The organism is Aminobacter niigataensis, from assembly GCF_946995915.1.
Classification (GTDB): Bacteria; Pseudomonadota; Alphaproteobacteria; order Rhizobiales; family Rhizobiaceae; genus Aminobacter; species Aminobacter niigataensis.
The window spans coordinates 1,873,913-1,899,270 of sequence record NZ_OX341517.1; the positions used below are offsets into that span (position 1 = coordinate 1,873,913).

Here is a 25,358-nt window from a genome sequence, read left to right on the forward strand (position 1 = left end):
GATGCCGGTGTCAGGCGGTTTCGCGCTTCGGCTCGACGAAAGTCAGCGTCAGCCAGCGCGCGGTCAGCGCCGGCTTCTTCTGGTCCTCGATCTCGATGGTCACGTCGTGCGTCGCCTGGATCCAGCCCGACGGACGGATCTTGAGGTCGGCCAGCACGAAGCGGGTGCGGATGCGGGATCCGGTTTTCACGGGTGCCGCGAACTTCAGCGATTCGAAGCCCTGGTTGATGCCCATGTCACCGCCTTCGACGGGCGGAACGGTCTCGAAGGTCATCGCCGAAAGCAGCGACAGCGTCAGGAAGCCGTGCGCGATGGTGCCGCCAAAGGGCGTTTCGCGGGCTGCCCGCTCGGGGTCGCAATGGATGAATTGATGGTCGTCGGTGGCGTCGGCGAACTTGTCGATCATCTCCTGGGTAACGGTGCGCCAGGGCGACACGCCAATCTCCTTGCCCACGGTGGCCTGAAGTTGCTCGAGATTGATCGGTTTCAGGCTCATCGCATCCCGTCCTGCATAAGAAAAAGTCATGCACCGCGCACCAGCGACAGACTGATACAGAAACAGACAGGCGCTGTCATCGCTTGCGGCGGCAAATCCGTCGCGGATTGGCCAACCAAGTAACCGAAAACTATTCCGCAGGTTCCACGCCGGTATAGGCGGCTTCCTCGAGCTCGCGCTTGAGGCGGCTTTCCTCAGCGACCTTCGGGGTGATGAAGCGGCCGAGCAGCAGGTAGGCCACCGGGGTCAGGAACAGCGTCGAGACGGTCGCAAGGCCAAGGCCGCCGACGATCACCCAGCCGAGCGCGATACGGGCCTCGGCTCCGGCGCCCTGCGCCAGCACCAGCGGCAGGCCGCCGAGCACGGTACAGATCATCGTCATCAACACCGGCCGCAGGCGGATGCTCGCCGCATCCTCGATCGCCTGGCGCACGCCCATTCCGCGGTCGCGCAGCTGGTTGGCGAACTCGACGACGAGGATGCCGTTCTTGGCCATGACGCCGACAAGCAGCACCAAGCCAATCTGGCTGTAGGCGTTGAGCGAGGTGCCGGTCAGGATCAGCGCGAAGACGGCACAGGCGAGGCCCAGCGGCACGGTCGCCATGATGATGATCGCAGAAACGAAGCTCTCGAACTGTGCCGCCAGCACCAAAAGGATGATGACGATGGCAAAGCCGAAGATCGTCAGCATGCTGCCGCTGGTCTCGTTCAGCGTGGCGGCCTCGGCGAGCGGCAGCAGCCGGCTGCCGGCAGGCAGCACGGGGGCTGCGATCTCCTCGACACGCGTCAGCGCGTCGCCGAGCGCGAAATCGTCGGCCAGGCTCGCGGTGATGGCGATCGAGCGCTGCTGCTGTTCGCGCGACAGCGACGGCGCCACGGCGCGTTCGCTGAGCGAGGCGATGGTTGACACCGGCACGAAGCGTCCGTCGCTTGCCCGGATGAAGATGTTTTCGAGATCGGTCGAATCGTTGATCGGGTTTGTGGTCGAGACCAGCTTCACGTCGTAGCTGCGGTCCTCGATGAAGACGCTGGCGATCTTGCGGCCGTCGAGCATCGCCTGCAGCGCCGGCGACAGCCCGTTGATGTCGATGCCCAGGTCGGAGGCACGGTCGCGGTCGACGGTGACGAAGAGCTGCGGCTGGTTGGCGTCGGTGGAGAGGCGTGGCTGGCGGAAGCGCGGGTCCTTTTCCATCTCGGCCAGCACCTTGGCGGCGGCCACGCCGAGATCGGCATAGCTTTTGCCGACAAGGGCGAATTGCAGGCCGTTGCCGGCGCCGCGGATGCCCAGGCTGTTGGGCTGGCCGACGGTGGTGCGCACGCCCGGCACATCGCGGGTCCGCGCCAGGATGTCGGCGGCGATCTGCTGCTGGTTGCGCTCGCGCTCGCTCCACGGCGCCAGCGACAGCACCATGAATCCGCTGTTGTTGTTGTTGCCCATGCCGGCGCTGACGAAGGTGCTCTCGATCTCGCCCGACTTGCGCAGCGGCTCGATCAGCGCCTCGATGCGGCGTAGCTGCGAGGCGGTGTAGTCGAGGCTGACGCCCTGCGGGGCGGATACACGCAGCATCACCATCGAGCGGTCTTCGGTGGGCGTCAGTTCCTGGCGCACATTGCCGAAGGCTAGGTAGGCGGCACCTGCAAACAGCACCGAAGCCAGGATGACCAGCCACGGTGCGTTGAGGCAGGCGCGCAGGCAGCGGGCGTAGATGGCGGCGAGCTTGGTGCCGAGCTTGCCGAGCGCGCCGCCATGGCTGTGCTCGATGCTCTTTTCGGTCAGCATGCGCGAGGCCAGCATCGGGCACAGCGACAGGGCCACCACCGACGACAGCAGCACCGCGATCGCCAGCACGAAGCCGAATTCGCGAAACAGGCCGCCGGTCTGGCCGGGCAGGAACGAGATCGGGATGAACACGGCGGCAAGCGTGGCCGTCGTCGCCACAACGGCGAAGAACACTTCCTGCGTGCCGAGCACGGCTGCGGCGCGCGGGCCCATGCCCTCGTTGCGGCGGCGGACGATGTTTTCGAGCACGACGATGGCGTCGTCGACGACAAGGCCGGTCGCCAGCACCAGCGCCAGCAGCGTCAGGATGTTGACCGAGAAGCCGGCGAGATAGATGCCGGCGATGGTGCCGATCATCGCCACCGGCATGGCGAAGCCGGGGATCAGCGTCGCGCGCCAGTCCTGCAGGAAGACGTAGATGACCAGGAGCACGATGGTCACCGCAAGGATCAGCGCGATCTCGACTTCTTCGATGGCGCCCTTGACGAAGGTGGCGTCGTCGGAGGTGACGCGGATGGTCATGCCTTCGGGCAGAGTGGCCTGGATCTTTTCCGCTGCGGCGCGCACGCCCTGGGAGATGTCGAGCGTGCTCGACTGCGCCTGGCGCACGATGCCGATGCCGATGCCGGTCTTGCCGTCGGAGCGCAGCGAGGTCGAGCCGGGATCGCCGCCGAGCGTCACCGTCGCGACGTCGCCGAGCTTGGTCTTGCCGTTGATGATGATGCTTTCGAAGGCTTCGGGCGTGGTCACCGCAGCGCTTGCGCGCACGATGATGTCCTGGTTGCCTACGGTCAGCGAGCCGGCCGGCGCGTCGAAGGACACGCTCGCCAGCGCGTTGGAGATGTCGGCCAGGGTCAGGCCGAGGCTTGCCACCCTGGCCTGGTCGATGTCGACGCGGAACACCTTGGCGCGGTCGCCATAGGTCTGCACGTCGGCGACGCCGTCGACGGCGGCGAGTGCGTCGACGATCTGGTCCTCGACCAGGATCGTCATGTCCTCGACCGGCATGGTGTCGGAGGTCACGGCCAGGCGCATCACCGCGTCGGCATTGGCGTCGGCCTTGACGATGCGCGGCGCATCCGCGTCGTCGGGCAGCGAATTGGTCACTCGGCCGACCGCGTCGCGCATGTCGGAGGCGGCGACGTTGAGGTCGACGCCGTCGTTGAATTCAACGGTGACGCGGCTGTTGCCGTAGGACGAGCTCGACGAGATCGACTTGACGCCGGTGACGCGCGCCACCGCGCCTTCGACCACCGCCGTCACCTCGCGGTCGACGATTTCGGCTGCGGCATCGGAGTAGGAGGTCGAGACGGTGATGACCGGGCGGTCGACGTCGGGCAGTTCGCGCACTTCGACGCCGTAGAAGGCGGCAAGGCCGGCCACCACGATCAGCGTGTTGATGACGAAGGCCAAAACCGGCCGGCGCACGAACAGCGCGGTGATGCCTTTCTCGGCGTTCTCATTGTGGACGGTGCTCATCGGCCGCGCTCCGCTCAGGAGCCGCTGCGCGTGGCAGCTTCGCTGCCGGCGATGAGAAGTTCGGCGCCCTCGCGGACGGTGTGGATGCCTTCGGTGACGACCTGGTCGCCCGGCACCAGCGCTGCCTCGACCAGCACGCTGTCGGTGTTGCGCTGGATGATGCGCACCGGCACGCGCTTGGCCTTGCCGCCGGCCAGCGCCCAGACGAAGGCGCCGTCGCCGCCCCACTGGATCGCCAGCGGATCGACGGAGGGGAAGGTGTCGCCGGGAAACTGCATGACGACCTGGAACGACATGCCGGCCCGCAGCAGGTCGCCGTCATTGTCGAGACGGGCCTGGATGCGCAGCGTCCGGCTCTGCTCTTCGAGCCTGTTGTCCACGGCGCTGACCACGCCGTTGAAGACCTGGCCCGGGCGCGCGACCGAATTGGCGGTCAGTGGCGCGCCGACCGCGATCAGCCCGGTGAAGCGCTCAGGCACCCAGAAGTCGACAATGATGCGCGAGCGGTCGTCGATGGTGGCGATCGTCGTCTGGCTGGTGACGTAGTTGCCGGCCTCGACCGGCAGGATTCCGACAATGCCGGCGATGGGAGCCGTGATGGTGCGGCGGTCGAGTGCAAGGGCCGCGTCGCGTACGGCGAGGCGGGCGTTCTCGACGGCGAGTTCAGCCTCCTTGAGCTGGACGGTCGTCGCAGTGTTGGTGGCGCGCAATGCCTTGATGCGCTCCAGCGAGGCCTCGGCGTCGCCCTGTGCGATGCGGGCGCGCTCGAGCGCGATTTCTTCGGAATCGGCATCGAGCCTGGCCACGACCCCGCCGGCCTCGATCTTCTCGCCGGCCTCGACCGCGATCTCGGTCAGGCGGCCGGAGGCGTAAGGATTGATCACCACGGAGTTCAGCGCGCGGCCGGTGCCGATCGCCGACAGCCGGTCGTTGATGGTGCCTGTGGTTACCGGCTGTGTGACGACGGGAGTCTGCGCCTGCCCGCCACGGCCGCCGCCCTGGCGGCCATTGCCGCCGCTCGCCTGCTCGGCCTTTTCCGTCGCGGCCCGCGCCCAGTCGATGCCCCAGCTGGCCAGCACGTCGCGCGAACCCGGGACGAACAGCACCCAGCCGGCGGCTGCGGCGAGCACAATGACGGTTGCCAAGACAATCTGCTTCCAGGCGGCCATGCGTACTCCGGTCTGCTGCGTTTCGTTCCGCTTTGGGAACACGTGGCGTTTCGATCGTCGCGCTCGGCGCAGCCTTCGCTGCGCGGCGCATACAAAATCGCTCTTCGGCGTCAGGCCTGTTCAGCCGCGTATTATAGCCTAGTTCGATAGCGGAGACTTATGGCAATTCTCCAACTGCCGCACATTAAATCTGCGTAATCTTTGCAGGATTGGCGCTCGGCCTCAGCGCAGATCCTCGATCGCGCGGATGCGCTTGGCACCCTCGGTTTCGAGCTTTCGCGTCAGGGCGCCGATCAGTGTCTCGGCGGCGACGAACAGGGCCGCAGACGAGTCCCAGGCCGAAGGCACGGCGGTGCGGCCGGCGACGACATGGCGGGCAAAGCGCGCGATCGGCGACAGCCACTGGTCGGTGAACAGGATGATGGTCGTGCCCCTGTTGTGCGCCTTCTCGGCCAGGCGGATCAGGCTGTCCTGGTAGCGGCGGATGTCGAAGATCAGCAGCGTGTCGCGCTTGCCCATGTCGATCAGCCGGTCGCGCCACAGGCTTTCCTGGCCGACGAGATGGCTGACGTTGGGCCGGATCAGGTTGAGGTGGGCGGCCATGTAGCGCGCCAAGGGATCGGTGAAGCGACCGCCGACCAGGTAGACATGCGCCTTCGGATTGGCGAGCTGGGCGACGATATCGGTCAGTTGCCGATCCGAAATATGCCGGAAGGTCTCGCGGATGTTTTCGAGCACGGCTTCGAGGATCGGTGCGGTCGAGGCGGGCAGGGGCGACTGCGTCGCCGTCGTGCGCGATGCCGGCGACTGCAGCTGCGCTGCCAGCTCGTCCTGCAGCGCCGACTGGAACTCGGAGTAGTTCTGGAAGCCGAGCCGGCCGACGAACCGCAGGATCGTCGGCGACGAGACGCCCGCCTGCTGGGAAAACTCCGCCACCGTCTTGAGCCCGATCAGCGGGTAGGAGGCGATCAGGGTCTGCGCCGCGCGGCGCTCGCCGGCGGGCATGGTGTCGATCCTTTCAGTGATCAGTTCGGCAACGCTCGAAACCATTCGTCTCCCCGTCTCGGTCCTGCAACGCTCGCCCTGTTCTGGCACAGCGCTCAGTCCGGTGCATGCCTTCAAATGGCATTTGACAAACTCTTATGATGTGTATGAAATCATCCATACGGGCGCAATGAACAAAAATACGTAACATACGATACGCCCTGGGGATGAAAGAATGGGAACAGCGAAGGTAGCCGCGCGCGCCATTTCGAATGCTGTCCGGGTGACAAACCGGGACGGGCGCAGCCCCTACGTCATCCTTTGCGACCACGCCTCCAACCATTTGCCCGCGAGCGTCGGCCCGCTCGGCCTCGATGCATCGGAAATGCTGCGCCACATCGCCTGGGATCCGGGCGCGCTGCCGGTGTCGCAGCGCATGGCCGAGGGCCTCGACGCGACTTTGGTCGAGTCCTGCGTTTCGCGCCTCGCCATCGACTGCAACCGCCCGATCGGCGCCCACGACCTGATCCCCGAGATCAGCGAGACCACCGTCATCCCCGGCAACGCAGGGCTTTCGGCCACTCAGCGCGAGGCGCGAATCGCGCTATCATGGCAGCCGTTCCACGAAGCGATCGACGAGATCGTTTCGGAGCGGCGCCGCGAAGGGCGGGAGACGAGACTGGTGTCTGTCCATTCCTTCACTCCGGTCTACAAGGGCGTTTCGCGCCCCTGGCACATTGGCATCATCCATGACGAGGACGCGCGGCTCGCCGCGCCGCTGGTCGCGGCGCTGCAGCAACTCGCCGGCGTCACCGTCGGCGTCAACGAGCCATACTCGCCGGCCGACCGCGTTTACTTCACCCTGGAACACCACGGCAGGTCGCGCGGCCTGGCGTGCGCGATGATCGAAATCCGCAACGACGAAATTTCGGCGCAGGCCGGGCAGCGGAAATGGGCGGATCTGCTCACGGGCATCTTTGCCGAACTCGAACCCGAAGCGGGCGAAGCTGCCCCATTCGGGTCGGGCAACGGTCGCGCAGCGCAGACAAAGGCATAACAACAAGGGGACATTCAAAATGACATCGCCTGGTTATTCCGATCACGACAAGAGCGAGGACGTCAAAGTCCTGCACAGCATGGGCTATGCCCAGGAACTCGAACGGAGAATGAGCCAGTTCTCCAATTTCGCCGTTTCCTTCTCCATCATCTGCATCCTGTCCGGCGGCATCAACTCGCTGGCGCAGGCCACCTCCGGTGCCGGCGGCGCGGCGATCGGCATCGGCTGGCCGCTGGGCTGCTTCGTGTCGCTGGTCTTCGCCGTCGCCATGGCCCAGATCAGCTCGGCCTATCCGACGGCCGGCGGCCTCTATCACTGGGGTTCGATCCTCGGCAACCGCTTCACCGGCTGGCTGACCGCCTGGTTCAACCTGCTCGGCCTCGTCACCGTGCTCGGCGCCATCAATGTCGGCACCTACTACTTCTTTATGGGCGCCTTCGGCACGACCTATCTCGGGCTCGAAGACACCACCACCACGCGCATCATCTTTCTGGCCATCATCACCGGCCTGCAGGCGCTGGTGAACCACATGGGCATCGGCCTCACGGCCAGGCTGACCGACTTCTCCGGCTACCTGATCTTCGCAACCGCGATTGCCCTGGCACTGGTCTGCCTGGCAGCCGCCGACAGCTACGAGATCTCCAGGCTGTTCACCTTCGCCAACTATTCGGGCGAAGCGGGTGGCAATGTCTGGCCTGCCAACTCGTCGATGTGGGTGTTCATGCTCGGCCTGCTGCTGCCGATCTACACCATCACCGGCTACGACGCCTCGGCGCATACTTCGGAGGAAACGCTGAAGGCCGCGCATTCGGTGCCGCGCGCCATGGTCGGCTCGGTGCTGTGGTCGGCCCTGTTCGGCTACATCATGCTGTGCTCGTTCGTGCTGATGCTGCCGAGCATGGACGAAGCCGCCAAGCAGGGCTGGAACGTGTTCTTCTGGGGCATGGAACAGCAGGTCAATCCGGTGGTGAAGGACATCCTGTACCTCGCCATCTTCGTCGCCCAGTGGCTGTGCGGCCTGGCGACGGTGACGTCGGTGTCGCGCATGATCTTTGCCTTCTCGCGTGACGGCGGCCTGCCGGGCTCGAAGGCACTGGCCAAGGTCAGCCCGACCTACCGCACCCCCGTCGCGGCGATCTGGACCGGCTCGATCCTGGCCGTCCTGTTCGTCTGGGGTTCGTCGCTGGTCTCCATCGGCGAGACGCCGGTCTACACCATCGTCGTCGCCTGCACCGTCATCTTCCTGTTCTTCTCCTTCACCATTCCGATCGCGCTTGGCCTGATGGCCTGGGGCACTTCGAAGTGGGACAAGATGGGCCCGTGGGATCTCGGCGAAGGCACCTTCAAGCTGTTTGCGGTGCTGTCGATCATCGCCATGGTGCTGATCTTCGTGCTCGGCATCCAGCCGCCGAACGACTGGGCGCTCTACATCACCGTCGGCTTCCTGGTCGTCACCGGCATCGTCTGGTTCGTGTTCGAGCGCGGCCGCTTCCAGGGCCCGCCGATCGGTGACGAGGTGGCCAAGCGTGCCGCCGAGATCGCTGCGGCCGAGCGCGCCGTTGGCGAAACCGGACACTGACAGTCCTCGACATGGCCGTGGCCGGCCAAGCGCCGGCCACGTCTCGTTTCACCATCTCGATCATCCCGAAAACCTGAAGCGGCATCGCCCGGAGCGGAACAAAAATGGCTGGAAATCTTACTTTCGATCAGTTGAAGAAGGCTGTTGCCTCGGGCGAGATCGACACGGTCCTCGCCTGTGCCGTCGACATGCAGGGCCGTCTGGTCGGCAAGCGCTTCCTGGCCAAATACTTCGTCGAATCCGCCTATGACGAGACGCATGGCTGCAATTACCTGCTGGCCAACGACATCGATATGGAGCCGGTGCCCGGCTACAAGGCGGCAAGCTGGTCGAAAGGCTATGGCGACTTCGTCATGAAGCCCGACCTCAACACGATCCGAAACGTGCCTTGGCTCGAAAAGACGGCGCTGCTGCTCTGCGACCTGCAGGATCACCACACACATGAGGACCTGCCGCATTCGCCGCGCGGCATCCTGCGCAAGCAGGTCAAGCGGCTGCAGGAGCGCGGCTATCTCGCCTACTTCGCATCCGAGCTCGAATTCTACCTGTTCTCCGAAACCTATGATTCCGCCCGCGCCAAGCACTGGCAGAACCTCGACACCGCATCGCCCTATATCGGCGACTACCTGATCGGCATCACCACCAAGGAAGAGGGCGTCATGCGCCGGCTTCGCAACGAGATGGAAGCCGCCGGCATTCCGATCGAGAATTCCAAGGGCGAGTGGGGTCCGGGCCAGGAAGAGATCAACGTCCGCTACGCCGAAGTGCTGGAAATGGCCGACCGGCACGTCATCCTGAAGAACGGCGCCAAGGAGATCGCTGCTAGCGAAGGCAAGTCGATCAGCTTCATGTCCAAGTACAATTACGGCCTCGCCGGCAATTCCAGCCACATCCACAATTCGCTGTGGAGCGCCGACGGCAAGACGCCGCTGTTCTTCGACAAGGGTGCGGAGTGGACGCTGTCCAAGCTCGGCCAGCAGTGGGCCGCAGGCCAGCTCAAATACGCCAAGGAGTTCACCTGGTTCCTGGCGCCCTACATCAACTCCTACAAGCGCTTCCAGGCCGGCACGTTCGCGCCGACCAAAATCATGTGGAGCGAGGACAACCGCACCGCCGGCTTCCGCCTGTGCGGCGAGGGCACCAAGGGCATCCGCATGGAGTGCCGCATCGGCGGCGCCGACCTGAACCCGTATCTCGCCTTTGCCGCTCTGATTGCCGCCGGCCTCGCCGGCATCGACGAGAAGCTCGAGCTGCAGAAGCCGTTTGTCGGCGATGCCTATCAGGCGGCCAGCCTGCCCGAAATTCCGAAGACCCTGCGCGATGCCACCGAGACCTTGGCATCGTCGAAGATGCTGATCGAGGCGCTGGGGGAGGACGTCGTCGAGCACTACGTCCACACCGCGCGCTGGGAGCAGTTCGAATACGACCGCCGCATCACCGACTGGGAATTGCACCGCGGTTTCGAGCGGTACTAAAGTCATCACCACCCACTGACACCCTCCGGCCGATGGCCAGAGGGACTTGAATACTGGAAGGACCAAAAAATGACCGAAACGGTCAAGCTCAAATCCCCCATCGACGGTTCGATCTATGTCGAGCGCCCGTTTGCCGAGGACAAGGCGGTCGGCGCCGCCGTCGAGCGCGCTCGCGCCGCCCAGGTCGCCTGGGCCCAGACCTCGATCGCCGAACGCGGCAAGTACATGCTCGCCATGCTCGAAAACCTCGTGGCGATGAGCGACGAGATCGTGCCCGAGATCGCCTGGCAGATGGGCCGGCCGACCCGCTATGGCGGCGAGTTCGGCGGCGTCAAGGAACGCACCAACTACATGGTCCAGATCGCCGAACAGGCGCTTCGGCCGGTGCCCGCCTCCAATCCCAGGGATGGCTTCCGCCGTTATGTCCGCAAGGACCCGCTCGGCGTCGTCATGGTGGTTGCGCCGTGGAACTATCCGTACCTGACTGCGGTCAACACCATCGTGCCTGCGCTGATGGCCGGCTCCACCGTCATCCTCAAGCACGCCGCCCAGACGCTGCTCGTCGGCGAGCGCTTCCAGCAGGCCTTCGACAAGGCCGGCCTGCCGAAGGGCGTGTTCCAGAACGTCGTGCTCAACCATGCCCAGACCGAGAAGCTGCTCGCCTCGGGCAAGATCGACCACGTCAACTTCACCGGCTCGGTCGCCGGCGGCCGCGCCATCGAGAAGGCCGCGGCAGGCACCTTCATGACGCTCGGCCTCGAACTCGGCGGCAAGGACCCGGCCTATGTGCTGCCCGACGCCAAGCTCGACCATGCCGTCGCCAACCTCGTCGAGGGCGCCTTCTTCAATTCGGGCCAGTGCTGCTGTGGCATCGAGCGCGTCTACGTCCACGAGAAGGTCTACGACCAGTTCGTCGAGGGCTTCATCGCCGAGACCAGGAGCTATGTGCTCGGCAATCCGCTGGAGCAGGCGACGACCATGGGGCCGATGGCGCAGGCGCGATTTGCCGACTTCATCCGCGAGCAGAAGGCGGAAGCCCTGCGCAAGGGTGCCGTCGCCCACATGAACACCAAAGACGCCCAGGACAAGGCCGGCTCGCCCTACCTGCCGGCCGAGGTGCTGACCAATGTCGACCATCAGATGTCGGTCATGCGCGAGGAAAGCTTCGGCCCCATCGTCGGCATCATGAAGGTGCGCAACGACGAAGAGGCGATCGCGCTGATGAACGACAGCCCCTATGGCCTCACCGCCTCGATCTGGACCGCCGACACCGAGCACGCCATCGCCATCGGCGACCGCGTCGAGACAGGCACCGTGTTCATGAACCGCTGCGACTATCTCGATCCGGCACTCGTGTGGACCGGCGTCAAGGACACCGGCAAGGGCGCTGCTCTGTCACAGATCGGCTACGACAACCTGACCCGGCCGAAGTCGTATCACCTGCGCGAAACCATCTGATTTCCCAAAAGCTCATCTGATTTTCTGAAAGCGAAGACATGTCCAAACTCGTTTCCAAGTGGAACTACCCGACCACCGTGCGTTTCGGTGCCGGCCGCATTTCCGAACTGCCCGACGCGCTTGCCGCCACCGGCATCAAGAAGCCGCTGTTCGTCACCGATCCGGGCCTCGCCAAGCTTCCGGTCGTAGCCAGCACGCTGAAGATCCTCGATGACGCCAAGGTGCCGTACGGCGTCTTCTCCGACGTCAAGCCGAACCCGGTCGAATCGAACCTCACCGCCGGCATCGCGGTGTTCAAGAAGGGCAAGCATGACGGCGTCATCGCCTTCGGCGGCGGCTCGGCGCTGGACTTGGGCAAGCTGATCGCCTTCCAGGCCGGGCAGACTTTGCCTGTCTGGGATTTCGAGGATGTCGGCGATTGGTGGACGCGCGCCAATTCCGACGCCATCGCCCCGATCATCGCCGTGCCCACCACCGCCGGCACCGGCTCGGAAGTCGGCCGCGCCGGCGTCATCACCAATGAAGAGACCCACACCAAGAAGGTCATCTTCCATCCCAAGCTCCTGCCGGCCATCGTCATCGCCGATCCCGAGCTTTCGGTCGGCATGCCGTCCTTCATCACCGCCGGCACCGGCATGGACGCGCTTGCCCACTGCCTCGAGGCCTATTGCGCGCCGGGCTACCATCCGATGGCCGACGGCATCGCCGTCGAGGGCATCCGCCTGGTGTTCGAGAACCTGCCCAAGGCATTCGCCAACGGCAAGGACCTGACCGCCCGCGCCCACATGATGAGCGCCGCCGCCATGGGGGCAGCCGCCTTCCAGAAGGGCCTCGGCGCGATCCACTCGCTGTCGCACCCGATCGGCGCGCTCTACGACACCCACCACGGCATGACCAATGCCGTGTTCATGCCCTACGTGCTCGCCTTCAACCGCGACGCCATCGAGGAGCGCATCGCGCGCCTGTCCGCCTATTGCGGCATCAAGGGCGGCTTCGACGGTTTCGCCAAGGCGGTGATCAAGCTGCGCAAGGAACTCAAGGTGCCGCATGCGCTGCCGGGCCTGATCAAGGGCCTCGACATGGACAAGAAGCGCAAGGGCCTGATCGCCGACATGGCCGTGGTCGATCCAACCGCTGGCGGCAACCCGGTCAAGCTCACCAAGAAGGCCGCGCTCGGCTTGCTTGAAAACGCCATCGAAGGGACGGTTTGAGACTAGTGCAGGGAGGTATTCCTGATTTCTATAGTCGGCAAAATAGAGGGAGGGGCTTGGGAAGGCATGCGGAATTTAATTAGCCGGTAAACAACGGCGACGATTGCGACAACCGATTAAAAGTAGTTAACTTTTTTCCACTGCGGGCGGTGGCTTCATGGAACTTTCATGTGACTGTCACATGAAGCCATTACCGCATCGCAGGCGTCTCATGGCGTCAGTTCAACGGAGAGAACACATGTTCAAGTTTGCAGGGAAAGTGCTTTCCCTAAGCGCGGCGTCGCTGATGGTGACGACGGCAATCGTGTCGGCCCAGGATATGGCCGCGCTCGAAGCCGCCGCGAAGGCGGAGGGCCAGCTGACCACGATTGCGCTGCCACATGACTGGTGCGGTTACGGCGCCGTCATCGATGGTTTCAAGAAGAAGTATCCCGAGATCACCGTCAACGAGCTGAACCCCGACGCGGGCTCCAGCGACGAGATCGAGGCGATCAAGGCCAACAAGGACAACAAGGGCCCGCAGGCGCCTGACGTCATCGACGTCGGCCTCTCCTACGGCCCGCAGGCCAAGGCCGACGGCCTGATCCAGCCCTACAAGGTCGCGACCTGGGACTCGATCCCCGACACCGCCAAGGACGCTGACGGCTTCTGGTACGGCGACTATTACGGCGTGCTGTCGTTTGAAGTGAACAAGGACCTCGTCAAGAACGCACCGGCCGACTGGGCCGACCTGCTCAAGGACGAATATAAGAACTCGGTTGCGCTCGCCGGCGATCCGCGTGCGTCCAACCAGGCGATCCAGGGCGTCTACGCCGCCGGCCTGGGCTCGGGTGCCACCGACGCCGCTTCGGCCGCCGAGAAGGGCCTCGCCTTCTTCAAGGAACTGAACGCCAAGGGCAACTTCGTGCCGGTCATCGGCAAGTCGGCGACGCTGGCCCAGGGCCAGACCCCGATCCTGATCACCTGGGACTACAACGCCCTTGCTGGTCGCGACACCCTCAACGGCAACCCGCCGGTCGAGGTCGTCGTTCCGAAGTCGGGCGTCGTCGCCGGCGTCTACGTCCAGGCGATCAGCGCCTATGCACCGCATCCGAACGCTGCCAAGCTATGGATGGAGTATCTCTATTCCGACGAAGGTCAGCTCGGCTGGCTGAAGGGCTACTGCCACCCGATCCGCTTCAACGATCTCGCCAAGAACGGCAAGATCCCGCAGGAGATGCTCGACAAGCTGCCGCCGGCCGCTGCCTATGAACAGGCCGTGTTCCCGACGCTCGACGATCAGGCCAAGGGCAAGGAAGCGATCACTAAGCAGTGGGATGCCGTGGTCGGCGCCAACGTTCAGTAATTGAGCAATTGCCATCGCGGGCGGCTTTGCGGCCGCCCGCATTTTCTCTCGATACGGCGGCCCGATGACCCAAGCCAGCATATCCACCACGGCTGATGCCGCGCGCTCCGCGCCGCCGGAGGCGAAGAGCGGCTTCCGCCTGCCGACCCATTGGCTCGGTGTCGCGCCGTTCTTCATCTTCGCCCTGATGTTCCTGATCCTGCCGACGCTCTATCTCGTCGTCGGCGCCTTCCAGAACGATCAGGGCCAATACACGCTCGACAACATTCGCCAGCTTTTCACCGACCAGTCGATCCGCGACTCCTACTGGGTGTCGATCAAGATCAGCTTCTGGTCGGCCACCATCGGCGCCTTCGTCGGCCTCGCCATGGCGATTGCCATCGTGCGCGGCGGCCTGCCCAGGTGGGTGCGCTCGTCGACCATGACGTTTTCCGGCGTCGCCTCCAATTTCGCCGGCGTGCCGCTGGCCTTCGCCTTCCTCGCGACGCTCGGCCGCCTCGGCCTCGTCACCGTCATCCTGCGCGACGTGTTCGGCATCAACATCTACGCGATGGGCTTCAACGTGCTCACGTCGTGGGGCCTGATCATCGTCTATCTGTTCTTCCAGATCCCGCTGATGATCGTCATCATCACGCCGGCGATCGACGGCCTCAAGCGCGAGTGGGGCGAGGCGGCAGCCACGCTCGGCGCCACCACCTGGCAATACTGGCGCATGGTCGTCATTCCGGTGCTGTGGCCGAGCTTCCTCGGCACCGTCATCCTTTTGTTCGCCAACGCCTTCGGGGCGATTGCCACGGCCTATGCCTTCACCGGTTCGTCGCTCAACATCGTGCCGATCAAGCTCTATGCGCAGATCCGCGGCGACGTGCTGCACAACCCGCATCTCGGCTATGCCCTGGCTTTCGGCATGATCGTCGTCACCGGCCTCGCCAACATCTTCTACATCTGGTTCCGCACCCGCAGCGAGAGGTGGCTCAAATGAAGACCGGTCGCTTCTGGGCCTGGCTCGTCTTTGCCATCGGCACCGCCTATTTCTTCATTCCGCTGATCGCCACTTTCGAGTTCTCGCTGCGCATGCGGCGCGGCGTCTATTCCTTCGACGCCTATCGCGTCGTGCTCGGCGACAGCCGCTTCCAGGAGACCTTCGCCTATTCGGTGACGGTGGCCGTGTTCACGATCCTGCTCGGCGTCCTGCTCGTGGTGCCGACAGCCTACTGGATCCGGCTGCGCATGCCGCATCTCAGGCCGGTCGTCGAGTTCATCACGCTGCTGCCGCTGGTCATCCCGGCGATCGTCATCGTCTTCGGCTATATCAGGATGTACGGCTCCAACTCGCCGCTGCCGTTCCTCGGCACGGCGCGCGGCACCGATGCGCTGCTGGTCATCGGCTACGCCACGCTGGCGCTGCCCTACATGTACCGCGCCGTCGACACCGGCCTGCGCACCATCGACGTGCGCACGCTGACCGAGGCGGCCCAGATCCTCGGCGCCGGGTGGACGACGATCATCGCCCGCGTCATCCTGCCCAATGTGCTGATCGCCGTTCTGTCGGGCGCCTTCCTGACCTTCGCCATCGTCATCGGCGAGTTCACGCTGGCGAGCCTGCTCAACCGCCCGGCCTTCGGTCCGTACCTGCAGAACATCGGCGCCAACCGCGCCTATGAGCCGGCGGCGCTTGCGGTCATCGCCTTCGCCATCACCTGGGGCTGCATGTCGGTGATCCAGATCCTCGCCCGTTTCGCGCCGAAGTCGGCAAATCGCCCGAATTGAACAAGAAGAGCAAAAGCCAATGGCCGATCCCTTCCTCTCCATCCAGAACGTCAAGAAGTCGTTCGGCAACGTCGCCGTCGTCAAGGACTTCAATCTCGACGTCGGCGCCGGCGAGTTCGTTTCCTTCCTCGGGCCGTCGGGCTGCGGCAAGACCACCATGCTGCGCATCGTCGCCGGCTTCGAGGAGCCTTCGGCTGGCAAGGTCTTCGTTGGGGGCAAGGACGTCACCGGCCTCAAGCCGAACCAGCGCCACATCGGCATGGTGTTCCAGGCCTATGCGCTGTTTCCCAATTTGACGGTTGCCCAGAATATCGGCTTCGGCCTCAAGGTGGCCGGCATGCCGAGGGCCGAGGCGGATGCCCGCATCGCCGAGATGCTCAACATCATCAAGCTGCCCGATTTCGGCGACCGCTATCCCTACCAGCTCTCCGGCGGCCAGCAGCAGCGCATTGCACTTGCGCGCGCGCTGGCGCCCAAGCCCAAGCTGCTCCTGCTCGACGAGCCGCTGTCGGCGCTCGACGCCAAGGTGCGTCTGTCGCTGCGCGAGGAAATCCGCGCCATCCAGAAAAAGCTCGGCATCACCACCATCTTCGTCACGCATGACCAGGAAGAGGCGCTGTCGATGTCCGACCGCATCGTGGTGATGAACGAAGGCCGCGCCGACCAGACCGGCACGCCGTTCGAGATCTACAACCGGCCCTCGACCAAGTTCGTCGCCAATTTCGTCGGCACGCTCAACGTGCTCGAAGGCACGATCAGCGACGCAGCGTCCGGCACGGTCACGATCAATGCCGAGGAGATCGGGCTGAAGGGCAAGCTCAACGGCTCCAAGGCCGGCGACACGCTGTCGCTGGCGCTGCGGCCCGAGGCGATCTCGCTCGGCCGCAAGGCGGGCAACGATTCGAACCTCACCGGCCAGATCGCCGACGTGCATTTCCTCGGCTCGGTCATCCGCGTCCGCGTTGGCGTCGGCCAGAACGTCGTGTCGCTCGACACCTTCAACAGCCCCAACAGCCCGCCGCCGGTCGTCGGCGAAAAGACCGAGATCAGCTTCTCCTCCGGCGACGTGCTGGTGCTGCATTAATCTGTCTCAGCCGGATCATCGATTGTGCGAGGCGGGATTTTCCCGCCTGCTGCTTTTGGTGGCTGATGCTGTTTCGCAGTCCCGCGAGGAGACGTTTTCCACGGTCACCGCGATTTTTCGCCGTCGCGCCCGACAGGGAGGGAGAATAGCCGCGTCGCCTGCAGGGCATATCCTGCAACACCGCAAGGACAAGTCTTGCGATCTTGGCGATTGGCTGCGGTGCCGATGACGGCGTAATCTCCCTCCTTGTGGAGGAGATGGCCGGCAGGCCAGAGGGGGGCGAAGGATCGCGGCGGCTTTTTTCTGCACGGTCAGCTAGACGGGACGGTCACGGCATGGATCCCCGGGTCTCCGCAGTTCGCTTCGCTCCCGCTCCGCCCGAGGATGACGAAGGCATGGTGGCTTTCGGCTAGTCTCCAAGGTTGGCCCTTGGCAGGGAGTCTTCGCAATTGAGAGCTACGCAAGAACAAGAGCCGGAGCTCTCTGCAGTCACCGACGTTGACGATTGGCCGCGAGCCCCAATGCCTTCGTCATCCTCGGGCGGAGCAGGAGCGAAGCGACGTGCGGAGACCCGGGGATCCATGCCGTGAAGTGGCAATTGCTGCTGCGGTGCAGAACCGGCTTGCTTGTCAGGAGCTCTGTCACCATCCCGCGTGGATCAAACTATCGGCAGGCAGGGCCTCGCGCCCCGCTGCCCGAACCTTTTCATCACGATGGCCAGACCGGAAACGGGGCGTGGCAAGGCGAGAACCTGACCTTCTCTCCTTGTGGGAGAAGGTGGATTGGCGGGCAGCACCAAGACGGATGAGGGGTGTTGGAAGCAATGAGAAGCTGGAGAAGAGATAATAGCGCACAATCTGAACGCCTCACTCCGTCCAACACCCCTCATCCGTCCCTTCGGGGCACCTTCTCCCACAAGGGGAGAAGGGAACGCCGGCCTCTTCCCAAATTCCCCGCCGCCCTGTCTACTCCCGCCATGGCCTTCACGCTTCGTCAGCTTCAGTTCTTCGTCGCCGTCGCCGAGCAGGGCACGATCTCACGCGCGGCGCAGAACCTGTCGATCTCGCAGTCGTCGGTCACCGAGGCGATCAAGGAGCTGGAGGGCGATCTCGGCGTCGAGCTGTTCGAGCGCCATCCGCGCGGGCTCAACATTACCCATAAGGGCCACCAGTTCCTGCGCCACGCCACCAAGATCCTGGCCGACGTGTCGGACGCGCGCCGCACCTTCTTCGGCGGGCAGGCGACAGCCACCGGCCAGCTCAAGCTCGGTGTCACCTCGTTGGTCGCCGGCTATGTTCTGTCTGACCTGCTCGCCCGCTACCGCCGTGCCCATCCGGCGGTCGAGATTTCGGCGATCGAGGACAATGGCGATTATCTCGAGCACCTTCTGGTCGGCGGCAAGCTCGACCTCGCCGTCATGGTCACCTCCAACCTGCGCGACCGCATGGCGCTGCAATCGGAGATTCTCGAGGTCTCGGCCTACCGGCTGTGGCTGCCGCTCGGCCATCCGCTGGCCTCCGCCGAGATCATCAGCGTGGGCGACATCGCATCGGAGCCACTGATCATGCTGTCGGTTGACGAGATCGAGGAGAACACCGGCAAGCTGCTTTCGGCCATCGGCGCCAAGCCGCATGTCGCCTTCCGCACGCGTTCGGTCGAGGCGGTGCGCTCGCTGGTGGCGACCGGGGCAGGGGTGGCGCTGCTGCCAGACCTCGTCTACCGGCCGTGGTCGCTCGAAGGCGACCGCATCGAGTCGCGCGACGTCTCCGGCTCGCTGCCGGTGGTGCAGGTCGGCATGGTGTGGCGGCGCGGCTCGTCGCTGCCGGCGGCAGCGCGCGATTTCATCGGCATCGCCCAGGCGCAGCGGACCGTCCGCCAGAAGCTTTGACGTGCCGGCGCGAAAATCGGGCTCGATCTTCGCAAAGCACGATGCGTAGCTTCAAAGTGCCAGAGCGTCCTTTGCGCGTCCGAACGGACGCGCGGCGCTCTGGGTATCGGAAAAACCGATATCACCCATCTTTCGAATGAATTTGCGAAACCTGCGCTTTCGCCGCACCTTTCGTTTCAGGGCAACACCGCCGATGAGAGAGCGGTTCCTGCACATGGGAGGATCGTGATGAAGGCATTTCTGAAATCCTGCACGGCAATCGCCTTGGCTTGCAGCTTTTCCGGCCAGGCGGTGGCGCAGGTCAAGGAGATCGGCAAGGCCGAGGGCCAGGTCAACATCATCGCCTGGCCGGGCTACATCGAGCGCGGCGAGACCGACAAGAATTACGACTGGGTCAGTGATTTCGAGAAGGCGTCGGGCTGCAAGGTCAACGTCAAGACCGCCGCCACTTCCGACGAAATGGTCGCGCTGATGAACGAGGGCGGCTTCGACCTCGTCACCGCTTCGGGCGACGCCTCGCTCCGCCTCGTCGCCGGCAAGCGTGTCCAGCCGATCAACACCGACCTCGTCAAGAGCTGGTCGACCGTCGACGAGCGCCTCAAGGATGCGCCGTGGTTCACCGTCGACGGCCAGCATTACGGCGTGCCCTACCAGTGGGGCCCGAACGTCTTGATGTACAACACCGACGTGTTCAAGGAAGCGCCGAAGAGCTGGAGCGTCGTGTTCGAGCCGATGGACCTACCCGACGGCAAGCCCAACAAGGGCCGCGTCCAGGCCTATGACGGCCCGATCCATATTGCGGACGCCGCCAACTACCTGATGGCGCACAAACCCGATCTCGGCATCAAGGATCCCTACGAGCTCAACGAGGACCAGTACAAGGCAGCGCTTGATCTGCTGCGCGTGCAACGCACGCTGGCCGGCCGCTACTGGCACGATGCCATGATCCAGATCGACGACTTCAAGAACGAAGGCGTCGTCGCTTCCGGTTCGTGGCCGTTCCAGGTCAACCTGCTCAAGTCGGAGAAGCAGCCGATCGCCTCGACCATCCCGGAAGAGGGTGCCACGGGCTGGGCCGATACGACGATGATGCATGTCGAAGCCGCCAACCCCAACTGCGCCTATATGTGGCTCGAGCATTCGCTGAACCCCAAGCTGCAGGGCGATCTTGCCTCCTGGTTCGGCTCTAACCCGGCAGTACCAGCCGCCTGCAAGGGCAACGCGCTGCTCACCGACGAGGGTTGCAAGACCAACGGCTTCGAGGACTTCGCCAGGATCAAGTTCTGGAAGACGCCGGTGTCGAAATGCGCCAGCCAGAACGACCAGTGCGTACCCTATTATCGCTGGGTCTCGGACTATATCGGCGTGATCGGCGGCCGCTGAGGCCAGCAACGAACGATGTCCCCTCGCCAGGCCGCGTTGCGGCCAACCCTCTCCCCGTGGGGAGAGGGGGCGGAGGGCACCAACCGACCTGAAATGACCGCCTGACGGCGGCGGCAGACAAGCATCGGCGGCCGTGGGTCGGCCGGATGCGCAGCCATGGCCAGGGCATATCGCCCGGGCTTGCATGGCCCAGACATCGAAAGCCTGAGACGATGACCCCAGCAGTCGCCTTTCAAAAGACCTCCCGCCATTTCGGCGCGGTGCGCGCGGTCGATGCTGTCGACCTCGAGATCAAGCCTGGCGAGTTCTTCGCCATGCTGGGACCGTCTGGCTCGGGCAAGACCACTTGCTTGCGTTTGATCGCCGGCTTCGAGCAGCCGACATCGGGCAGTATCTCGATCTTCGGCGAGCGCGCCGAGGGCGTGCCGCCTTACCGGCGTAACGTCAACACGGTGTTCCAGGACTACGCGCTGTTTCCGCATCTCAACGTGCTCGACAACGTCGCCTACGGGTTGATGGTCAAGGGCATGGGAAAGGACGAACGCCACCGCGCCGCCGAGGACGCACTCAAGCTGGTGCAACTGCCGGGCTATGGCAGCCGTAAGCCGGGCCAGCTGTCCGGCGGTCAGCGGCAGCGCGTGGCGCTGGCGCGTGCGCTGGTCAACAAGCCCAAGGTGCTGCTGCTCGACGAGCCGCTCGGCGCGCTCGACCTCAAGCTGCGCGAGAGCATGCAGGAAGAGCTCAAGCAATTGCAAAAGGCGCTCGGCATCACCTTCGTCTTCGTCACGCACGACCAGGGCGAGGCGCTGTCCATGGCCGACCGGGTCGCGGTCTTCAACGACGGCCGCATCATGCAGGTCGGCGCGCCCGAGGACATCTACCAGCGCCCGGCGTCGCGCTTCGTCGCCGATTTCGTCGGCTCGTCCAACGTGCTGCCGCCCGATTTCGTGCAGCGTTATGCCGGCCAGCGCCGCTGGGGCAGCCTCAGGCCGGAACAGATCCGCGTCGGTCGCGACAAGAGCGGCGACGGCGTCGCTGCCCGCGTCCTGTCGCGTCACTATCTGGGTGCGGCCACCAAGCTGGCGCTTGATGCCGATGGCCTCCGGCTGCACGCCACGGTGCCGGCCGGCGCTTCGCTGCCCGACGATGGCGAGCATGTCATGCTCAGCTTCAACCGCGACCAGCTCCACCTGATGGAGGAGCAGGCATGAGCGTCCAGGCTGTCACCGGGGCGACCGGCGTGGCTGCCGCGATCCTGCCCAAGCGTGGCGGTTTCGCCGGTTCGCTGTCTGACCTGCTGTGGCGCCGGCCGGGCCTGCTGCTGTTCCTGATGCTGGCGCCGCCGCTGCTCTGGCTCGGCGTCGTCTATATCGGCTCGCTGATCGCACTCTTGGCGCAGAGCTTCTTTTCGATCGACGAGTTCTCCGGGCTGATCAGCCGAGAGCTGACGCTCAAGACTTATGGCGACCTGTTCCAGGCGGCCAATCTCGACATCATCGTGCGCACGGTAACCATGGCGGCACTGGTCACGCTGGCCTCTGCCGTCGTCGCGTTCCCCATCGCCTATTACGCGGCGCGCTATGCCCGCGGCAAATGGAAGGCGCTGTTCTATCTTGGCGTCATGCTGCCCTTGTGGTCGAGCTACCTGGTCAAGATCTACGCGTGGAAGCTTATCCTCGCCAAGGAAGGCATCCTGACCTGGCTGTTCGCCAAGCTGCACCTGTCCTGGCTGCTCGACAGCTGGCTGTCACTGCCTGTGGTCGGCGGCAACTCGCTGTCGGTCTCGTTCACCGGCACCTTCATCGTCTTCGTCTATGTCTGGCTGCCGTTCATGATCCTGCCGATTCAGGCCGCCCTCGAACGCGTGCCCGGCAACCTTGTCGAGGCCTCGTCCGATCTCGGGGCGTCGCCGGGCCAGACCTTCCGCAACGTGCTGTTCCCGCTGGCGCTACCGGGCATCGTCGCCGGCTCGATCTTCACCTTCTCGCTGACGCTCGGCGACTACATCATTCCGCAGATCATCGGCACGTCCAGGCTGTTCATCGGCCAGGCGGTCTATGCCCAGCAGGGAACCGCCGGAAACATCCCGCTCGCCGCCGCCTTCACCGTGGTGCCCATCGTCATCATGGGTTTCTACCTCTGGGGCGCCAAACGCATGGGAGCCTTCGATGCGCTCTGACCGTTCGCAATCGGCCCCGCGCGGCCTCAAGATCGCGGCTGCCGCAGGTCTCGCCTTCCTGCACCTGCCGATCCTGCTGATCTTCGTCTATGCCTTCACGACGGAGGAGAAGAGCTACCAGTGGCCGCCGCCCGGGCTGACGACGCAATGGTTCGCAGCCACCTGGGCACGGCCCGATGTCTGGCAGGCGCTCGGCCTGTCGGTGCAGGTCGCGGCGATCTCGACGGCGATTGCGCTGGTGCTAGGCACGCTCTGCGCCGCAGCCGTCAGCCAGACAAGGTTCTTCGGCCGCGAGGCGATCTCGCTGTTGGTCATCCTGCCCATCGCGCTGCCCGGCATCATCACCGGCATCGCGCTGCGCTCGGCCTTCAGCCTGGCGGAGATCCCGTTCTCGTTCTGGACGATCGTGCTCGGCCACGCGACCTTCTGCGTGGTGGTCGTCTACAACAACGCGGTGGCGCGGTTCCGCCGCACCTCGGGCTCGCTGATCGAGGCGTCGATGGACCTCGGCGCCGACGGGTTCCAGACCTTCAGGCACGTGATCCTGCCCAATATAGGGACCGCACTTCTGGCAGGCGGCATGCTGGCGTTCGCGCTGTCCTTCGACGAGGTCATCGTCACCACCTTCACCGCCGGGCAGCAGCAGACGCTGCCGATCTGGATGCTCGAGGAACTGGTGCGGCCGCGCCAGCGCCCGGTCACCAATGTCGTCGCCATGGTCGTGGTGCTGGCGACCCTGCTGCCGATCCTCGCCGCCTATTACCTGACCCGCGAAGGCGACCAGATCGCCGGGGCGGGAAAATGACAACAGCGAATAGGGAGTAGCGAATAGCGAATAGCGAATAGGATCTGTTCGATCGCTTGTTTCTACTCGCTATTCGCTACTCCCTATTCGCCCTCCAAAGACACTGATCCAGGGAGAACTTACATGGACACCCAAATGCTGATCGGCTCGAAGTTCGAGCGCGGAACCGAGACGGAAGAAGCGATCCTCAACCCGCGTACCGGCGAGACGATCCTCAGCCTGCCGGAGGCCTCGCCGGCGCAGATCGAGGCGGCAGTCGCGGCTGCACAGAAGGCGTTCGTGACGTGGTCCAAGACCACCCCGGCGCAACGCTCGGGTTATCTGCTCAAGATCGCCGACCGGATCGAGGCCGAGGCGGAAGGCTTTGCCAAGCTTGAAGCGCTCAATTGCGGCAAGCCGATCAATGCCGTGCTCAATGACGAGATTCCGGCCATTGTCGACTGCTACCGCTTCTTTGCCGGTGCGGTGCGCTCGATGCCGGGGCTGGTGGCCGGCGAATACCTGCCCGGCCATACCTCGATGATCCGCCGCGACCCTGTGGGTATCGTCGCCTCGATCGCGCCGTGGAACTATCCGCTGATGATGATGGCGTGGAAGCTGGCACCGGCAATCGCCGGCGGCAACACGGTCGTCTTCAAGCCTTCCGAGCAGACGCCGCTGACGGCGCTGAAGCTGGCGAAAATCCTTGCCGACGTGCTGCCCGAGGGCGTGGTCAATGTCGTGCTTGGCCGCGGCGAAAGCGTCGGCAACACACTGATCAACCATGCTGCCGTCAGCATGATCTCGATCACCGGCGACGTCGCCACCGGCAAGAAGGTGCTGCAGGCGGCGGCCAAGTCGGTCAAGCGCACGCATCTGGAACTCGGCGGCAAGGCGCCGGTGATCGTCTTCGACGATGCCGATATCGACGCCGTGGTCAGCGGCCTGCGTGCCTTCGGCTACTACAATGCCGGCCAGGACTGCACGGCGGCCTGCCGCATCTACGCCGGCAGTAAGGTCTACGACAAGCTCGTCGCCGACTTGTCTTCGGCGGTATCGACCATCCGCTTCGGCCAGGCCGACGACACCGAAAACGAGATCGGGCCGCTCATCTCCAGGCGCCAGCGCGACCGCGTCGCTTCCTTCGTCGAGCGCGCTTCCGAACTCAAGCACATCGAGATCACCACCGGCGGCAAACCGGGCGAGGGCGGCGGGTTCTACTATCAGCCAACCGTCGTTGCCGGCGCGCTGCAGGAAGACGAGATCGTGCGCCGCGAGGTGTTCGGGCCGGTGGTGTCGGTGACGCGCTTCTCCGACGTCGACGAGGCAGTCAACTGGGCCAATGACAGCGACTACGGCCTGGCGTCGTCGGTTTGGACCAAGGACATCTCGCGCGGCATGTCGACGGCGGCACGGCTGCAATATGGCTGCACCTGGATCAACACGCATTTCATGCTGACCAACGAGATGCCGCATGGCGGCCTCAAGCAGTCCGGCTACGGCAAGGACATGTCGGTCTATGCGCTGGAGGACTACACCGCCGTGCGCCATGTCATGATCGCGCATGGGTAACTTTTTGACCTCTCCCCTTGTGGGAGAGGTCGGATTGCCCCGCAGCCGCGCCGCGGCAAGGTTGGCAGGGTGAGGGGTCGCTCCGGCCAACACCCCTCATCCGACCTCGCTTCGCTCGGCCACCTTCTCCCGCAAGGGGAGAAGATGAGGTCGTTCAACTTGGGAGGAAAAGACATGCATCGCCGTCAGTTTCTCGCATCCGCAGCAGTAGCAGCGCTCCTCGCAGCGGTTCCTTCAGTCGCGCTGGCGCAGGATACGCCGCAGGCCGTGGTCGAAGCCTATCTCGCCGCCTGGAACGCGCATGACTCCGCCAAGGCAGCCGAGCATCTCGCCGACAACGTCATCTACTATGATGCCTCGGTCGGCAAGCCGGTCGAAGGCAAGGAGGCTGCCAAGACCGGCGTCATCGACAATTTCCTCAAGGCCGTGCCCGATGCCGTCTGGCAGATGAAGGGCGCGCCGGTGGTGCAGGATGACCGCGTGTCGTTCGAATGGGAGTTCTCCGGCACCAATAGCGGTGACTGGGCCGACGGCACCAAGGCCACTGGCAAGAAGTTCTCCTTCACCGGTGCCTCGATGTTCTCGGTCAAGGACGGCAAGATCGCCAGCCAGAGCGACTATTACGACGCGCTCGGCTTCTACAAGCAACTGGGGCTGATGTAGCC

Annotated in this window: 20 protein-coding genes; 16 read left to right on the forward strand and 4 right to left on the reverse strand. The window is 64.5% G+C overall.

Annotated features, from left to right (window positions below; genetic code table 11):
• Positions 1–10: 10 nt before the first annotated feature.
• The 4 genes from O1Y97_RS09095 to O1Y97_RS09110 all read right to left on the reverse strand — a co-directional run bounded on the left by O1Y97_RS09095 (position 11) and on the right by O1Y97_RS09110 (position 5,974).
• Positions 11–496, reverse strand: a complete 486-nt coding sequence (locus O1Y97_RS09095; protein WP_275543118.1) for a MaoC family dehydratase — start codon at positions 494–496, stop codon at positions 11–13.
• Positions 497–626: 130 nt separating this feature from the next.
• Positions 627–3,755, reverse strand: a complete 3,129-nt coding sequence (locus tag O1Y97_RS09100) for an efflux RND transporter permease subunit (RefSeq protein ID WP_318763798.1) — start codon at positions 3,753–3,755, stop codon at positions 627–629.
• 14 nt (positions 3,756–3,769) lie between these two features.
• Complete coding sequence (locus O1Y97_RS09105) at positions 3,770–4,924, reverse strand: efflux RND transporter periplasmic adaptor subunit (RefSeq protein WP_318763799.1); 1,155 nt, start codon at positions 4,922–4,924, stop codon at positions 3,770–3,772.
• Between the two features lie 222 nt (positions 4,925–5,146).
• Positions 5,147–5,974, reverse strand: a complete 828-nt coding sequence (locus O1Y97_RS09110; RefSeq protein ID WP_318763800.1) for a MurR/RpiR family transcriptional regulator — start codon at positions 5,972–5,974, stop codon at positions 5,147–5,149.
• A 169-nt stretch (positions 5,975–6,143) separates the two neighbouring features.
• Here O1Y97_RS09110 and O1Y97_RS09115 point away from each other — a divergent pair, with 169 nt between their 5' ends.
• The 16 genes from O1Y97_RS09115 to O1Y97_RS09190 all read left to right on the forward strand — a co-directional run bounded on the left by O1Y97_RS09115 (position 6,144) and on the right by O1Y97_RS09190 (position 25,356).
• Positions 6,144–6,965 carry an N-formylglutamate amidohydrolase gene (locus O1Y97_RS09115; protein WP_318763801.1) on the forward strand — a complete coding sequence of 274 codons (822 nt, stop codon included), beginning with the start codon at positions 6,144–6,146 and terminating at the stop codon, positions 6,963–6,965.
• Positions 6,966–6,984: 19 nt separating this feature from the next.
• Positions 6,985–8,544 carry an amino acid permease gene (locus O1Y97_RS09120; protein WP_108607043.1) on the forward strand — a complete coding sequence of 520 codons (1,560 nt, stop codon included), beginning with the start codon at positions 6,985–6,987 and terminating at the stop codon, positions 8,542–8,544.
• A gap of 104 nt (positions 8,545–8,648) precedes the next feature.
• Positions 8,649–10,019, forward strand: coding sequence for a glutamine synthetase family protein (locus O1Y97_RS09125; protein ID WP_183264203.1), 1,371 nt, complete (start codon positions 8,649–8,651; stop codon positions 10,017–10,019).
• Positions 10,020–10,034: 15 nt separating this feature from the next.
• Positions 10,035–11,477 carry an aldehyde dehydrogenase family protein gene (locus O1Y97_RS09130; protein ID WP_318764181.1) on the forward strand — a complete coding sequence of 481 codons (1,443 nt, stop codon included), beginning with the start codon at positions 10,035–10,037 and terminating at the stop codon, positions 11,475–11,477.
• 38 nt (positions 11,478–11,515) lie between these two features.
• Positions 11,516–12,688: an iron-containing alcohol dehydrogenase gene (locus tag O1Y97_RS09135; protein ID WP_318763802.1), complete on the forward strand. Its 1,173-nt coding sequence runs from the start codon at positions 11,516–11,518 to the stop codon at positions 12,686–12,688.
• A gap of 238 nt (positions 12,689–12,926) precedes the next feature.
• Positions 12,927–14,033 (forward strand): ABC transporter substrate-binding protein, encoded by a 1,107-nt coding sequence (locus O1Y97_RS09140; protein ID WP_108607047.1) that lies wholly within the window; start codon positions 12,927–12,929, stop codon positions 14,031–14,033.
• 187 nt (positions 14,034–14,220) lie between these two features.
• Positions 14,221–15,015, forward strand: coding sequence for an ABC transporter permease (locus tag O1Y97_RS09145; RefSeq protein WP_404801274.1), 795 nt, complete (start codon positions 14,221–14,223; stop codon positions 15,013–15,015).
• Positions 15,012–15,803 carry an ABC transporter permease gene (locus tag O1Y97_RS09150; RefSeq protein WP_108607049.1) on the forward strand — a complete coding sequence of 264 codons (792 nt, stop codon included), beginning with the start codon at positions 15,012–15,014 and terminating at the stop codon, positions 15,801–15,803. Before O1Y97_RS09145 ends, O1Y97_RS09150 begins: the two co-directional genes overlap by 4 nt.
• A 19-nt stretch (positions 15,804–15,822) precedes the next feature.
• On the forward strand, positions 15,823–16,887 hold the full coding sequence (locus tag O1Y97_RS09155; RefSeq protein ID WP_318763803.1) for an ABC transporter ATP-binding protein: 1,065 nt from the start codon (positions 15,823–15,825) through the stop codon (positions 16,885–16,887).
• A gap of 976 nt (positions 16,888–17,863) precedes the next feature.
• Positions 17,864–18,775 carry a LysR substrate-binding domain-containing protein gene (locus tag O1Y97_RS09160; protein WP_108607052.1) on the forward strand — a complete coding sequence of 304 codons (912 nt, stop codon included), beginning with the start codon at positions 17,864–17,866 and terminating at the stop codon, positions 18,773–18,775.
• A 228-nt stretch (positions 18,776–19,003) separates the two neighbouring features.
• Entirely contained in the window at positions 19,004–20,158 is a 1,155-nt protein-coding gene (locus O1Y97_RS09165) for an ABC transporter substrate-binding protein (RefSeq protein WP_108607053.1), read from the forward strand.
• Positions 20,159–20,370: 212 nt separating this feature from the next.
• Positions 20,371–21,369 (forward strand): ABC transporter ATP-binding protein, encoded by a 999-nt coding sequence (locus O1Y97_RS09170; protein WP_318763804.1) that lies wholly within the window; start codon positions 20,371–20,373, stop codon positions 21,367–21,369.
• On the forward strand, positions 21,366–22,337 hold the full coding sequence (locus O1Y97_RS09175) for an ABC transporter permease (protein ID WP_318763805.1): 972 nt from the start codon (positions 21,366–21,368) through the stop codon (positions 22,335–22,337). Before O1Y97_RS09170 ends, O1Y97_RS09175 begins: the two co-directional genes overlap by 4 nt.
• A complete protein-coding gene (locus tag O1Y97_RS09180; RefSeq protein ID WP_108607056.1) occupies positions 22,327–23,142 on the forward strand; it encodes an ABC transporter permease in 816 nt (271 codons plus the stop codon). Before O1Y97_RS09175 ends, O1Y97_RS09180 begins: the two co-directional genes overlap by 11 nt.
• A 123-nt stretch (positions 23,143–23,265) precedes the next feature.
• Positions 23,266–24,693: a gamma-aminobutyraldehyde dehydrogenase gene (locus O1Y97_RS09185; RefSeq protein ID WP_318763806.1), complete on the forward strand. Its 1,428-nt coding sequence runs from the start codon at positions 23,266–23,268 to the stop codon at positions 24,691–24,693.
• A 174-nt stretch (positions 24,694–24,867) separates the two neighbouring features.
• Positions 24,868–25,356: an ester cyclase gene (locus O1Y97_RS09190; RefSeq protein ID WP_318763807.1), complete on the forward strand. Its 489-nt coding sequence runs from the start codon at positions 24,868–24,870 to the stop codon at positions 25,354–25,356.
• Positions 25,357–25,358 lie beyond the last annotated feature (2 nt).

Bases quoted from the DNA above. Each gene is read 5' to 3' on its own strand.
- O1Y97_RS09110 (WP_318763800.1), bottom strand. From the start codon at position 5,974: ATGGTTTCGAGCGTTGCCGAACTGATCACTGAAAGGATCGACACCATG.
- O1Y97_RS09160 (WP_108607052.1), top strand. From the start codon at position 17,864: ATGGCCTTCACGCTTCGTCAGCTTCAGTTCTTCGTCGCCGTCGCCGAG.
- O1Y97_RS09145 (WP_404801274.1), top strand. From the start codon at position 14,221: ATGTTCCTGATCCTGCCGACGCTCTATCTCGTCGTCGGCGCCTTCCAG.
- O1Y97_RS09135 (WP_318763802.1), top strand. From the start codon at position 11,516: ATGTCCAAACTCGTTTCCAAGTGGAACTACCCGACCACCGTGCGTTTC.
- O1Y97_RS09155 (WP_318763803.1), top strand. From the start codon at position 15,823: ATGGCCGATCCCTTCCTCTCCATCCAGAACGTCAAGAAGTCGTTCGGC.
- O1Y97_RS09105 (WP_318763799.1), bottom strand. From the start codon at position 4,924: ATGGCCGCCTGGAAGCAGATTGTCTTGGCAACCGTCATTGTGCTCGCC.
- O1Y97_RS09095 (WP_275543118.1), bottom strand. From the start codon at position 496: ATGAGCCTGAAACCGATCAATCTCGAGCAACTTCAGGCCACCGTGGGC.
- O1Y97_RS09150 (WP_108607049.1), top strand. From the start codon at position 15,012: ATGAAGACCGGTCGCTTCTGGGCCTGGCTCGTCTTTGCCATCGGCACC.
- O1Y97_RS09140 (WP_108607047.1), top strand. From the start codon at position 12,927: ATGTTCAAGTTTGCAGGGAAAGTGCTTTCCCTAAGCGCGGCGTCGCTG.
- O1Y97_RS09185 (WP_318763806.1), top strand. From the start codon at position 23,266: ATGGACACCCAAATGCTGATCGGCTCGAAGTTCGAGCGCGGAACCGAG.
- O1Y97_RS09170 (WP_318763804.1), top strand. From the start codon at position 20,371: ATGACCCCAGCAGTCGCCTTTCAAAAGACCTCCCGCCATTTCGGCGCG.
- O1Y97_RS09125 (WP_183264203.1), top strand. From the start codon at position 8,649: ATGGCTGGAAATCTTACTTTCGATCAGTTGAAGAAGGCTGTTGCCTCG.
- O1Y97_RS09190 (WP_318763807.1), top strand. From the start codon at position 24,868: ATGCATCGCCGTCAGTTTCTCGCATCCGCAGCAGTAGCAGCGCTCCTC.
- O1Y97_RS09180 (WP_108607056.1), top strand. From the start codon at position 22,327: ATGCGCTCTGACCGTTCGCAATCGGCCCCGCGCGGCCTCAAGATCGCG.
- O1Y97_RS09100 (WP_318763798.1), bottom strand. From the start codon at position 3,755: ATGAGCACCGTCCACAATGAGAACGCCGAGAAAGGCATCACCGCGCTG.
- O1Y97_RS09120 (WP_108607043.1), top strand. From the start codon at position 6,985: ATGACATCGCCTGGTTATTCCGATCACGACAAGAGCGAGGACGTCAAA.
- O1Y97_RS09175 (WP_318763805.1), top strand. From the start codon at position 21,366: ATGAGCGTCCAGGCTGTCACCGGGGCGACCGGCGTGGCTGCCGCGATC.
- O1Y97_RS09115 (WP_318763801.1), top strand. From the start codon at position 6,144: ATGGGAACAGCGAAGGTAGCCGCGCGCGCCATTTCGAATGCTGTCCGG.
- O1Y97_RS09165 (WP_108607053.1), top strand. From the start codon at position 19,004: ATGAAGGCATTTCTGAAATCCTGCACGGCAATCGCCTTGGCTTGCAGC.